Raw genomic sequence first — 11,799 nt, forward strand, 5'->3', positions numbered from 1 at the left:
CTGATGGGATGATGGGGGTGTGAACCACGCTCGTACAGCGGGGGCCCCGCGCCGCCGGCCCGTCCAGAAGCGCAGCGCCGCACGCTTCGAACGGCTGCTGGACGCCTGCGCCGAGCTGCTGGACGAGGTCGGCTACGCCGCGCTCACCACCAAGGAAGTCGCCCGCAGGGCCGGAGTGCCCATCGGCACCCTGTACCAGTTCTTCCCCGACCAGCAGGGGCTGATCGGGGCGCTCGCGGCCCGTAACCTCAACGCCTTCGTCGAGCGGGTCTCGGCCCGCCTGGAGAGCGAGCGGCCCGAAGACGTCTCGGGGATCGTGGACGTGACCGTCGACGAGTTCGTCGCCATGCGCCGGACCGTCGCCGGTTTCGGCGTGGTCGACTTCGGCGCGACGGGCCAGGACCACGTCCTCGACGCGACTCTGGACAACAACACGGCGGTCGCCGGGCGGCTGCGCGGCCTGGTCCCGGCCCTGACCGGGATCCAGGACGACGCCGAACTGGAGATCGCCGTCCGGGTCGCCCTGGAGTGCGCGGACAGTGTGCTGAACCTGGCGTTCCAGGCCGATCCGCACGGCGATCCCCGGTTGATCGCCGAGTGCAAGCGGGTCCTCAACAGCTATCTGAGCGATCGAATCGGTTCACGGACAGCAGGCGCTTCGAGCGCGGTCAGCGGACGGCCCTGACCTTCCAGACCAGGGTCGCGCCCAGGGCGGACACGGCCGCGGAACAGAGGAACAACGAGCGGTAGCCCCCGAGATGGCCGAGGACGAGCGAGGCGATCGGGGGGACGACCACGTACGGCAGCGAGGTCATCAGGTTCGCCAGGGCCATGTCCTTGCCGCGGTCCGCCGAGCCCGGGAGCACTTCGGTGACCAGCGCGGTGTCGACGGCCAGGTACACGCCGAAGCCCAGGCCGAGGATCACGGCCGCGACCAGCGTCATGGCCCAGGTGGGGGACAGGGCGAGCGGGATCGCGGCGGCGGCCATCGTGAGGCCGCCGACGAAGACCGGCATGCGCCGCCTGCCGAGCTTGTCGGAGAGCCAGCCGCTGAGGACGACCGTCGAGACCGTGGCCGCGCAGTTGACGCCGACGACGATGAGCAGGCCGTCCTCGGTGGACTGCCCGGGGAAGCGCTGCTCGTAGTGCAGCACGTCGTCCAGGAAGTAGGGCAGGTAGAGCGTGCCCAGGCCGTACCCCAGGCCCATGAGGAACCGGGAGCCCAGTGCCCACAGGAAGTCCGGGTGCTCGCGCGGGCTGATCCGGTAGCCGGCCAGGAAGACACGCGCGGAGAACGGCTCGCGGTGGCTCCGGGGCAACGGCGTGTCCTTCGTCACGACCGCGAACAGCACGATCAGCAGCGGGAACACGGCTATCAGGGCGTATTTCGCCGGGAACCCCGCGACGAGGCCGACCAGCAGCCCGCCCACGATCATGCTGCCGGCCAGGGGTGCCATGGCCCAGCCGAGCACCAGGCCGCGCTGGGCGACCGGAACCCGGTCGGGCACCACCGGGGCGAGCCCGGCGCCGACGACCATGAAGCCGGCGGACAGCACGAAACTGCCGATCGCGACCCCGGCGACCGTTTTCTGGAATCCGATGAACAGCAGCGCCGCCATACAGAGCAGCGAGCCCGCGATCATCCACGGCCGGCGGCGGCCCCAGCGGCCGGTGGTGCGGTCGCAGAGCGCGCCGGCGAGCGGCGCGATGACGATGCCCGCGACCGCGCCCATCAGGCTGACCCAGGCGTAGCTGCCGATCTTCCCGGCCGAGTCGATCTGGTCGATCTGGTCGGGCATCAGAAACGTGGTCGGCGTCTGCAACGGCACGTTCAGGCCCAGGTTGGCCAGGACGTACAGGGCTATCCAGCCGCGGCCGACCTCGCGCGTCGGCTCGGCGAGGGCGTCGGGCCGCTCGGCGGCGAGGGTCACCGGGGCACTCTCCTGAGGTGGACGAGCTCGCTCGTCCAGTCGAAGGACAGCAGCGGCGGGAGACCGTGGCCGAGCAGGACGGCGCCGTCGTGCACGGCGCCGGTGGCCTCGTCCCGGTAGCGGGCGTCGGGGTCGAGGCCCTTCAGCCGGGTGCGGGCGACCGAGCGGTCGAGCGCGGACGGCTGGAACTGGAAGACGACCGTCTCGTCCTCGGTGAGGTACTGCACGGCGTGGCGGTCCAGGCGGTACTGGGCGCCGCCGTGCACGACGGGCCGGATCCGCTTGTACTGCTCGACCAGCATGCGGGACCAGCCCAGTTCGTCCTCACTCCACCTGCGCAGGTCCCCGCCGATGCCCATAGCCCCGGCCATCGAGACGTGGAAGCGGTACCGCAGCGGGGTGGGTCGGGCGGAGAAGCTGTTCGGGCTGTCCGTGACCCAGGCGCCCATCGTCCGGGCGGGCAGCAGCTGGCAGTGTCCGTGCTGGATGGCGATCCGGTCCGCGGCGTCGGTGTTGTCGGACGTCCACACCTGGTCGGCGCGGGCCAGCACACCCAGGTCGGCCCGGCCGCCACCGCCCGCGCACGACTCCAGGTACAGGCCGGGCCGGGCCGCGCGCAGCCGGTCCATGACCTCGTAGACGCCGCGCGTGTGCTCGATCCAGACCCGGTCGGGGTCGGCGGCGCCGGGCTGCCCGGCCTCGGTGAAGGGCCGGTTCATGTCCCATTTGAGGAAGGCGACGTCCAGTTCGGTGACGGTCCTGACCAGCCATTCGACCGCCCACTCGCGGACGTCGCGGCGGGCGAAGTTCAGCACGTGCTGGTTACGGCTCTGCGTGCGGGTGCGGCCCTCCTGGTGGAGGATCCAGTCGGGGTGCGCGCGGTACAGGTCGCTGTCGGGGTTGACCGCCTCCGGCTCGACCCACAGGCCGAAGCCCATGCCCAGCGACCGGACGTGGTCGGCGAGCGGGCCCAGACCGTCCGGGAAGCGCTCCGGGTTGGGCCACCAGTCGCCGAGCCCGGCCGCGTCGCTGGTGCGGGACCCGAACCAGGCGTCGTCCACCACGAAGACCTCGACGCCGATACCCGCCGCCAGTTCGGCCAGTTCGGTCTGCTGCTTCTCGCTGATGTCGAACTCGGTGGCCTCCCACGAGTTGAAGATCAGCGGGCGTTCGGCCGGTCGGGCGGGCAGCACCTGGCGTTCGACGTAGGCGTGCCAGCGGCGGCTGGTGCCGCCGAAGCCGTCCGGGGCGTACAGGCCGGTGAAGACGGGGGTCTCCAGGCGCTCGCCGGGGAGCAGCTTCCAGACCAGTCCCTCGTGGCCGAAGCCGCCGGTCCAGGAGGCGCGGCCGTAAGGGTCGCGGCGCAGGGTGATCCGGCGGCTGCCGCTCCAGGCCAGGGCCGCGCTCCAGACCTCGCCGTACTCCTCCCCGGCGTCGTGCGCGTCGAGCATCAGCCAGGGGCCGGCGTGCTGTCCGGTGATGCCGAGCCGACTGGTGAGCACGGTCTCCCCGACGGGCACCCGGTCGCGCTGGAGCTGGAACTCCCGTCCCCACTCACCCACCACGTGGCTGACCCGGTAGTCGTCGCGGGCGGGCAGCGTCCACGCGGCGGAGTCGAACCGCAGGACGTCCACGGGCTCGCCCGCGGTCAGGACGGCCCAGCGTTCGATCTGGTCGTGGCCGTCGCGGATCCGGTAGTGCAGGTCGAGGCCGAGCGAGCGGGCGCGGTCGGAGAACGAGAGCGTGAGGTGTCCACCGTCGGCGACGTGCGAGACGAACCGCCACGCGAAGCCGCGTACGCCGTCCTCGAACCGGACCGTCAACGACGGCGCCCCGAAGCGCAGTCCACCCTCGACGACGTACTCCTCGCCGCCGGGGTCGTCGTCTCCGGGGCCCGTGGCCGGCAGGTCGTCCGCGATCACGACGGCCTGCTCCAGCGTCAGCGGCCGGCCCCAATGCACGTGCCGGGGGACGTCGTCGGCGTCCAACCGGAAGGCGTAGGAGGTGCCGGGCGTGCTCAGCAGCCAGAGTCGGGCTTCTGAGTGGTGGGCGATCATCTAGCTCCCTAGACATGAGGAGGGCTCATGTTTAGGCCACATGCTAGGCGCGCGCGTCCCCGACGCCAACCCCCTGACGGCGCACCCGCACCGGCAACGGTTTCTGGAAAATTCCGCGCCACCCGAGACAACTCTTGGCGGGCCCAGGCGTGTTCAGGCCATGACACTCGCCTTCGGCCCGAGGGACACCTGCATGACCATGGCACGGCGCAAGAAATCCACCGACGGCTTCGCCCTGGTCCGCATGCTCGCCGCCACCGCGGTCGTCGTCGACCACGCCGTGCCCCTCAGCGGAAACGGCCTCGGGCTGCTCCCCCAGCAGCGCATCGGCATCAACCTCGGTGCCTGGGCGGTCGGCGCGTTCATGGCCATCAGCGGGTACTTCGTCTGCCAGAGCTTCGAACGGGACCCGTCCGTCTGGCGCTACTGCACGCGCCGGATCCTGCGCATCGTGCCCGCGCTCGCCGTGCTCCTGCTTCTCACCGTCCTGGTGCTCGGCCCCGTCGCCACGACGCTCTCGACCAGCGACTACTTCCACGACCCCGCCACCTGGGAGTACCTCAAGCAGGACATCCTGATCTTCCCTCAGGACTACTGGCTCCCCGGCGTCTTCGAGCACAACCCGCACAACGCCGCCGTGAACGGCTCGCTGTGGAGCCTGCCGGTCGAGGTCGTCGGCTACGGGCTGGTGGTCGTCCTCGGCGTCGTCGGCGGCCTCCGGCACCGCTGGATCACGATCGCGAGCGCCATGACCGCCTCACTGATCGTCGAACGCCTCATCACCCGGCAGTGGGACGCCGGACCGACGATCCTGATGGTCCCGTCCGTGGCGCTGATGCAAATGCTCCCGATCTACCTGTACGGCATGGCCCTCTACCTCTACCGCGACAAGATCCCGCTCACCTGGTGGGGCGTCGCCGCCTGCGTCGGCATCGAACTCGTCTTCTTCGGCACCCCGATGGTCGAGGTCACCCGCGGCGTCACCCTCGCCTACATCCCGCTGGCCGTCGGCCACCTGATGCCCAAGTGGGTGAAGCTCCCCGCGTCCGTCGGCATGGCCAGCTACGGCGTCTACCTCTACGGCTTCCCGATCGAGCAACTGCTGGTCTCGCACGGCGTCCGCAACCAGTACCACCTGATGGCCTACGCCCTCGCTATCACGCTGCCCATAGCGATGCTCTCGTGGAAGCTCGTCGAGGAACCGGCCATGAACTTCCGTTCCACGCTGTTCCGATGGGCGAGGTCCGCACGCGCCCGGACACGCATCCCCGCTCCCCGCAAGCCGGTATCCGACGATGCGGCGGGCGAACCCGTCCACCAGCGCTGAAGGATCAGGTCTCGCGGGAGGGGTGGTACTCCTCCTCGGTCAGGCCGAAGGTCCAGGCGACGCCGGCGCGGGCGGTGCGGGTGGTCGGGGGGACGCGCAGCCAGTAGGTGCGGACCGAACCGTCCGGCTCCGGCGTGGAGTTGAGGACCTCGACCATGACGACGGGCTCGTCGCCCGGCAGTTGGATGCGCCACAGGACGCCCGTCGCGTCGCGGTGCAGCGGCTGCGCGCCGACCTCGGACAGGTAGCGGTCGTACCCGTAGATCTCCAACATGACGCGCCGCAGTTCGGCGTTGTCCTCGTTGCGGATGCGCGTAGCGTCGAGGCTGCTGCCGCGCGGGCCGAGGCCGGTGACGAAGTCGGCCGGGATCGGCATGCCACGCCACGCGTGCAGCGCGAAGCCGTCGGGGAACGCGAGCGCGGCGCCCTCGCCGCTGTGCAGGCGGGCGTTCTCGTCGCGGTGCAGCTGCGTGGGCCGTTCGGCGACCAGCACGACACGCTCGTACGGCCACCACCAGCCGGCGGCGCGGGCCACCCGGCCGACCGCGTCCAGCGCGGGGGCGGCCGGGGAGTGCGCCAACTCCGGGAAGCAGCGCCGCAGTCCGTCGAAGGCCGCGAGCCAGGCGGCGTCGTGCTGGCCGCCCATCGCGTCCAGCGTCGCGGCGCGCGCCTCGACGGCGGCCTTCGTGGGCGCGGTGCGCTCCATGCCCGGGTTGCGCGGGCCACCGCCGCCACCGGTCGCGGCGGACACGGCGCCCTCGACGCCCTCGCGGATGCGCGCGGTCAGCCCGGTGGTCGGGGCCCACAGGCGTTCGGCGACCTCCTGCCACGCCTGGGCCCAGGTGGCCTGGCCGAGCGTCGCGGCGGCGTCGGTGCGGGCGCGTTCCCAGGTGGCGGCGCGCAGCCGGTCGCGCACGGGGGCGCCGGCGCGGGAGCCGGCCGGGGCACGCACGGGCAGCTTCATCGCGGCCAGCTCCTGCGGCTTGAACGCGCCGGACACCACGGTCGCGGCGACCGCGGCGGCCAACGGCGAGTCGTACCACAGGATCTTGTCCGGCTCGGCGAGCCCGGCGGCGCGGTACGCGTCCCGGATCGCGGCCTCGGCGGCCGCCCGGTCGGCGGGCCCGGTCGCGGCGGCGACGGCGGCCCACGTGTCGGCGGTCTCGGAGAGGGCCGCGCGATGGGCGAGCGTGAGCTCGGGGAAGGCGGCGGTGGCGGCGGTCACGGGCGGGCTCCTCGAGCGGGGAAGAGAGGGAAGGCGGGGAGGGCGAGGAAGGCTGGGAAGGTGAGGGAGGGTCAGTCCGCGACGATCCGGACCGCGCCCGGCACGTACTCGCGCTGCCGGACCACCCGGTACCAGCCCTTCGGCAGCGAGATCGCGGCGTGCTCCTCGTGCACCAGGCGGGTGGGCGCGTCCAGCTTGAGGTGCCCGATCACCGTCGGCTCCGGGTCGAGGAACAGCGTGCCCGCGCCGACCACCGCGTGCGCGTGGCCGGTCACCTCGCCGAGCGCCAGCACCAGCCGCCCGCGCCCGTCGCGCGGCTTGGCCGGCAGCGCGGTGACGCCCTGCGGCACCGCCGTCTCGTCGACGGGCAGGATCAGAATGTCGCCCTGACGGTACATCAATCCCCCTGGTAGACAGTTGGGTTCGTCGTCTCCGAGGGGCCTTGACCAGCCCCTCCGACACCTCAGACGCTACGACGCCGCACTGACACCCACGGGAACCCAGGCTCGGCCGACTAGGCCGGCCGCTCGACCCGGTAGACGACATGCGCCGGGTCGTCGACGGGGTTGTCCGGCTCCATCTCCCCTTCCCCGACGCGGCTGAAGCCGGCCTTCTCCAACGCGCGCCACGAGCGGCGGTTGGCGGCGACGACCGGGACGATCACGGCGGGGGCGTCCGGGTGGTCCTGCCAGGTGCGTTCGACCATCGCCGCGATCATGCGCGGCCCGAAGCCCCTGCCGACGAGCTCCGGCGCGCCGACCAGGTAGTCGATCATCACGGCCCCGTCGGGCACCGGCACGATCGCCGCGAGCGCGTCGAGCTCCTCGGGGTAGTCCGCGATCCGCGCCCGCTGCACCAGCCCGACCGGCCGCCCGTCGAGCAACGCGAGCCAGTCCTCCGACGGCTCCTCGCCGCGCATGGACGGCCCGAAGTCGCGTTCGACCGCCTCGTCGGACGTCTCGTGGTTCCACCAGCGCGCGACGTACGGCTGCTCCAGCCAGCCCTTCAGCAGCGGAAAGTCCGCCGCTTCGAGCCGCCGCCAGGTGATCGTTCCCGAAGTCTCGCCCACCCGCGCCACGTTAACAGCCGGACGCCGGAAGACCCCGCGGGCACTCACCGAGAACGCACGCGCGTGGGCCGCGTTCCGGGTTTGATGTCGGCACCGCCTGCAACTCTCGGCGCGTGCCGAGAACCACTCCCCCTGCTCCGTCGGAGCGCGCCGCCCGCTGGCACCACGCGCGCCGCACCGCCCGCGACAACGTGCTCACGGCCGTCGCCCGCTCCCGCTGGGCCGCCGACCTCGTGCTGCACGGCGACGCCCTGCTCAAGGCATGGTTCGGCGAGGCCGCCCGCGAGCCGGGCGGCCTCGACTTCGTCGTCCGACCTGAAACGTGGCTCCCGAGCGAGCCGCGAACCACGCGGATGCTCGACGAGGTCGCGCGTTCGTCGGCCGCTGTCGCGGCCGAGCACGGCGTGGTGCGCATCGATGAGGCGAACGTGCGCTGCGAGGAGACCCGCGTGCGCGGGCGCAAGCCCGGCAGACGGCTGACCCTTCGGTGGCACGCCGAGGGACTGCCGCCCGGCGCCGTCCACGTCGACTTCGCGTTCACCGAACGCCTGCCCGTGCAACCCGAGTTCGCACTGCTCCCCGGGACCGGCACCGATGGCGCCACACGGATTGCGGCCGCGACCCCGGAGCTGTCGCTGGCGTGGAAACTGCGGCGGCTGCTGTCCGACGGGTGGTCGCCCGCCAAGGACCTGTACGACGCGGTCCTGCTGGCCGAGGCCGTCCCGCTCCCGGTCGGGTTGCTGATGCGGACCCTCGTCGCCGCGGAGCCGCACTGGGCGGGCCGCCGGTTCGTGCCCGAGATGGTGGACGGCATCTCCGTGGACGCGGCCGAACTGCGCAGGAAGTTCCCGGACACCGCGGCCGTGCTCCACGAGCGCCTCAAGGCCGCGCTGGCCCCGACGCTCGCGGAAAGCGCGGCCGTCCCGCCCACCGACGGCTACCGGTGGCGAGCCGTGCACCTCGCTCCGTGCATCGAGCAGGCCCGGGAAGTGCTGCGCGGCGAAGGCATGGATGCCGTGCTCGCCCTCCTGGAGGGCGCGTCCATGGGCATGCCCGAGAGCATCGTGACCCTGCGCGAAGCGGTCGGTGCCGACCGGTGCGGTACGGCGGACGCCGCGGCGACTCTCATCGAGTTTCACCAGCGGCAGGCCCCCGACCGCTACTCCTGGTCGAACCCGGCCGATCACGTCGAGAAGGCTCTCTTCACCCTCCGCGAAACCGTCTGACGCATCCGACAAGACGGCCCGACGACGGTCGCCGTGCGACGACCACACCCGGCAACGGCGCATGCGCCGATCGATCCCCGAGGAGCCCCCGAGTGAGTACGACGCGCCCCGAACCGGTCGATCTGGTACTGGAGTTGGCCGAGTCCCCGGTCGCTGAGGCGCTGGCCGCGCGCCTGGCCGGGAGCCGCGAACCCGACATGCGCACGCCGTGCGCGCGATGCGGTTCACGGGACGGCTGCGGCTCCAGATGGCGGCGCCCCGTCGGCCGCCCCGCCGCGGAGGTCGTCGCGGAGGCCCTGGACAGACTCCCCGACGAGGCGCCGACCCGCCGCCCGCAGGTGCTGCGCACGTTCGCGCAACCCGCGGCCGGGGTCCGCCCGGCCGCCGTCCCGCCCACCGAACTCGCGCTCCGGCCCGACCTCACCCCTGGTGAACTGTCCGCGCTGCTCGCCCTCGACGAACCCGACGTCGACGCACGCCTGTTCGGCCACCTGGCGCTGGACGACCGGGAGCGCCGCCGCATGCTCGACGGCATCCGGTCGGACGGCAGCCGTGGCCCGGTCGGCACGCCGCTGCTCGACGTGCTGTGGACCATGGACCTGGCCCGGCTGCGCCGCATGCTGCCGCTGGCCATCGAGTCGGGCGACCCCGGAGTCGCCTCGGTGATCGTCGGCCGCCTGGAGCCGCAGACCGAATCCGGGCGGCTGCGGCCCATCGTCGCCGTGTGGACGCGGCACGACGCCGAGGCAGCCGGACGGCTCCTGGCATCCGCCTCCTACCCGGCGGCCCACACCGAGGAGATCGCCCGCGCGTTGGCGGCTCCGGACGGCCTGGACGTCCTGCGCGCCCGGCTGGCCGAGTTGGCGGACCCCGCGTACATCGTCGCGTCCTTGCGCCGGCTCGCGCACGACCGCCAGTCCTGGTGGATCGAGCACATCGCCGCCGAGGGCGGCGTGTTCCCGTGGGCCGAGCTCCTCCGTTCGCATCAGGAGGACCCGCTGCCCGACGCGCTGCGCAACGCCCTGACCGCGCTCCCGGACTGCCCCAAGGAACTGCTGATCACCCGGCTTCGCAAAGGGCTGCCCGAGGAAGGCAAAGCCGACCCCTGGCTGGACGCCGCCCTGGAAGCCGGCGCTCTGTCCCCGCACGACCTGCTGCGGCACGTATCCCCGGCCGCGAGCGCACTGACGCTCCTCCGCGCCCCGGAGCACCACGACCGCCGCGCCCGCTGGCACGCGTCCACCACGAGCGAGCCCACCGGCGACCTCTTCCGCGCCACCCTGGGGACGGACCTGGACGCCTGGGTCGTCGCGGTCCGCCTGGTCGAGCAGTTCCCGGGCAGCATCGTCGAGTTGCTGGAGACCTCCCGCGCCGCCACCACCGTTTGACCCGCGGCTCCGGCCTCGGGTCGATCGAGTTCGCACCAGACCGACTTCGTTTCGGCCTCGCGGGTGAATCCCCAACGGGCCGCCATCAGGCCGACCAGCAGGAGGCCTCGGCCGCCGATGCTGCCGCCGTCGGGCAGACATGGCACGGGCGTACCGGGGCCGTGGTCGACGACCTCGATCCGCAGGACGGAGTCGTCGAGGGAGAGCCTCAGTTCGGGCCTTCCGGTCCCGTGGCACAGGGCGTTGGTGACGAGTTCCGAAGCTAAGAGGACGGCCGCTTCGACGAGTTCCGGCAGTCGGTACGCGAACAGGAGCCCTCGCACGTGGTCGCGGGCGAACCGGGCTGACTCGGGACTGTCGGGGAGCAGGTAGCTGCGGCTCGCGTTCACGGAGTGGCGACCTCTTCTGTGGATGCAATGTCACTTTCTGCATCACAAGCGTCGCTGTCCGAAGTTAGCCTTGACAGAGTCCGAGCGACAGCAACGGAACTGTATGGAAGGGGAACCGAAGACAATGGCCAACCCCAGGAACCTCGACCCGACCGAGTCCCCGCGCGCCTTTTACGGCGCGGAGCTGCGCAGACTCCGCGAGGAGGCCAGGTACTCCCAGGAGAGACTGGGAGAGCTGGTGTTCTGTTCGGGGGTCTATATCGGCCAGATCGAAACGGCCGTGCGCAAACCGCAGTTGGACATGTCGAAGCGCCTCGACGAGGTGCTGAAGACCGGCGGGCTGCTCACGCGCCTGTGCAGGCTGGTCAACCGGACGCGGCACGCGGAGTACTTCGCGCCGGTGGCCGAGTTGGAGGCGCTGGCGACGGAGATCTACGAGTACGCGCCGATGCTGGTGCCTGGGTTGCTCCAGACGCCCGAGTACGCGAAAGCGGTGATCCTCGGCGCGCAGCCGATGATCGCCGAGTCGGAGTTGGCGGAGCTCGTTGCGGCACGCATCGAACGATCGCAGTTGCTGGAACGCCAAACACCGCCGCTGTTCTGGGCGGTGCTGGACGAAAGCGTGCTGCGACGCCCGGTCGGTGGCGCCAGCGTGATGCGTGAGCAGCTCGCGCATATCGCCGATCTGATCAGGCGTCGACGAGTGGCCGTCCAGGTGCTGCCGTATGCGGCGGGCGCGCATGCGTTGATGGATGGATTCCTCAAGTTCATGGACTTCGAGGACGCGCCTTCGGTGGCGTACATCGAGGGAGTTCGTGCTGGTCAGCTGCTGGACGATCCGGCCACTATCAAGCTGTGCCGACTGTCCTACGATTGCGTCAGGGCCGCTGCGTTGTCGCCGGAGGCGTCCCTGGATCTCATCGTGTCGGCGGCGGAGGACCAGGCGAAATGAAGGCTGAGATCGCTCCGTTGAGCTCGTTGGCTTGGCGCAAGAGCTCGTACAGCAACGGCACGGGTGGAGACTGCGTCGAGGTCGCCGACGGCAACCTCCCGCTCGTCCCCGTCCGTGACTCGAAGGACACCGCGCGCGGGCACCTGCTCATCCCCGCGTCCCGGTGGGCGTCCTTCACCGACGCGCTGAAGTAGTGGCAACGGCAAAGGGCGGGGACTGACGAATCAGTCCCCGC

General features: G+C 71.7%; 11 protein-coding genes and 1 pseudogene. 6 read left to right on the forward strand and 6 right to left on the reverse strand.

All coding sequences use genetic code 11. The features are described 5' to 3' along the window. The first annotated feature begins 19 nt into the window (after nucleotides 1-19). Nucleotides 20-685 carry a TetR/AcrR family transcriptional regulator gene (locus QI554_RS36075; protein ID WP_281476433.1) on the forward strand — a complete coding sequence of 222 codons (666 nt, stop codon included), beginning with the start codon at nucleotides 20-22 and terminating at the stop codon, nucleotides 683-685. Here the strand turns inward: QI554_RS36075 and QI554_RS36080 are convergent. Both QI554_RS36080 and QI554_RS36085 read right to left on the reverse strand, forming a co-directional pair. Beyond that, complete coding sequence (locus QI554_RS36080; protein ID WP_281476435.1) at nucleotides 669-1,931, reverse strand: MFS transporter; 1,263 nt, start codon at nucleotides 1,929-1,931, stop codon at nucleotides 669-671. The genes QI554_RS36075 and QI554_RS36080 overlap by 17 nt on opposite strands. Continuing rightward, nucleotides 1,928-3,988, reverse strand: coding sequence for an alpha-galactosidase (locus QI554_RS36085; RefSeq protein WP_281476438.1), 2,061 nt, complete (start codon nucleotides 3,986-3,988; stop codon nucleotides 1,928-1,930). The genes QI554_RS36080 and QI554_RS36085 overlap by 4 nt, the downstream gene beginning before the upstream one ends. A gap of 193 nt (nucleotides 3,989-4,181) precedes the next feature. On the opposite strand from QI554_RS36085, the gene QI554_RS36090 reads away from it, so the two are divergent. Continuing rightward, on the forward strand, nucleotides 4,182-5,315 hold the full coding sequence (locus tag QI554_RS36090; protein WP_281476440.1) for an acyltransferase family protein: 1,134 nt from the start codon (nucleotides 4,182-4,184) through the stop codon (nucleotides 5,313-5,315). Nucleotides 5,316-5,319: 4 nt separating this feature from the next. Here the strand turns inward: QI554_RS36090 and QI554_RS36095 are convergent, their stop codons facing one another. The 3 genes from QI554_RS36095 to QI554_RS36105 all read right to left on the reverse strand — a co-directional run bounded on the left by QI554_RS36095 (nucleotide 5,320) and on the right by QI554_RS36105 (nucleotide 7,609). After that, nucleotides 5,320-6,540: a DUF6745 domain-containing protein gene (locus QI554_RS36095; RefSeq protein ID WP_281476443.1), complete on the reverse strand. Its 1,221-nt coding sequence runs from the start codon at nucleotides 6,538-6,540 to the stop codon at nucleotides 5,320-5,322. A 71-nt stretch (nucleotides 6,541-6,611) separates the two neighbouring features. After that, the gene (locus QI554_RS36100; protein WP_281476444.1) at nucleotides 6,612-6,938 is read right to left on the reverse strand and encodes a hypothetical protein; all 327 of its coding nucleotides are present in this window, start codon (nucleotides 6,936-6,938) and stop codon (nucleotides 6,612-6,614) included. Between the two features lie 116 nt (nucleotides 6,939-7,054). Next, on the reverse strand, nucleotides 7,055-7,609 hold the full coding sequence (locus QI554_RS36105) for a GNAT family N-acetyltransferase (RefSeq protein ID WP_281476445.1): 555 nt from the start codon (nucleotides 7,607-7,609) through the stop codon (nucleotides 7,055-7,057). Between the two features lie 113 nt (nucleotides 7,610-7,722). On the opposite strand from QI554_RS36105, the gene QI554_RS36110 reads away from it, so the two are divergent. After that, nucleotides 7,723-8,835 carry a nucleotidyl transferase AbiEii/AbiGii toxin family protein gene (locus QI554_RS36110; RefSeq protein WP_281476447.1) on the forward strand — a complete coding sequence of 371 codons (1,113 nt, stop codon included), beginning with the start codon at nucleotides 7,723-7,725 and terminating at the stop codon, nucleotides 8,833-8,835. Between the two features lie 92 nt (nucleotides 8,836-8,927). Next, complete coding sequence (locus QI554_RS36115; RefSeq protein ID WP_281476449.1) at nucleotides 8,928-10,223, forward strand: hypothetical protein; 1,296 nt, start codon at nucleotides 8,928-8,930, stop codon at nucleotides 10,221-10,223. Nucleotides 10,224-10,276: 53 nt separating this feature from the next. On the opposite strand, the pseudogene QI554_RS43645 reads toward QI554_RS36115, so the two are convergent. Then, nucleotides 10,277-10,612, reverse strand: a pseudogene (locus tag QI554_RS43645) (ATP-binding protein); the annotation flags it as partial. Between the two features lie 124 nt (nucleotides 10,613-10,736). Here QI554_RS43645 and QI554_RS36120 point away from each other — a divergent pair. Both QI554_RS36120 and QI554_RS36125 read left to right on the forward strand, forming a co-directional pair. Next, nucleotides 10,737-11,564, forward strand: a complete 828-nt coding sequence (locus QI554_RS36120; RefSeq protein ID WP_281476451.1) for a helix-turn-helix domain-containing protein — start codon at nucleotides 10,737-10,739, stop codon at nucleotides 11,562-11,564. Further along, nucleotides 11,561-11,758, forward strand: a complete 198-nt coding sequence (locus tag QI554_RS36125; protein ID WP_281476452.1) for a DUF397 domain-containing protein — start codon at nucleotides 11,561-11,563, stop codon at nucleotides 11,756-11,758. Before QI554_RS36120 ends, QI554_RS36125 begins: the two co-directional genes overlap by 4 nt. The last annotated feature ends 41 nt before the right edge of the window (nucleotides 11,759-11,799 follow it).

The sequence above is a fragment of the Yinghuangia seranimata genome (genome assembly GCF_029953285.1).
Lineage (GTDB): Bacteria > Actinomycetota > Actinomycetes > Streptomycetales > Streptomycetaceae > Yinghuangia > Yinghuangia seranimata.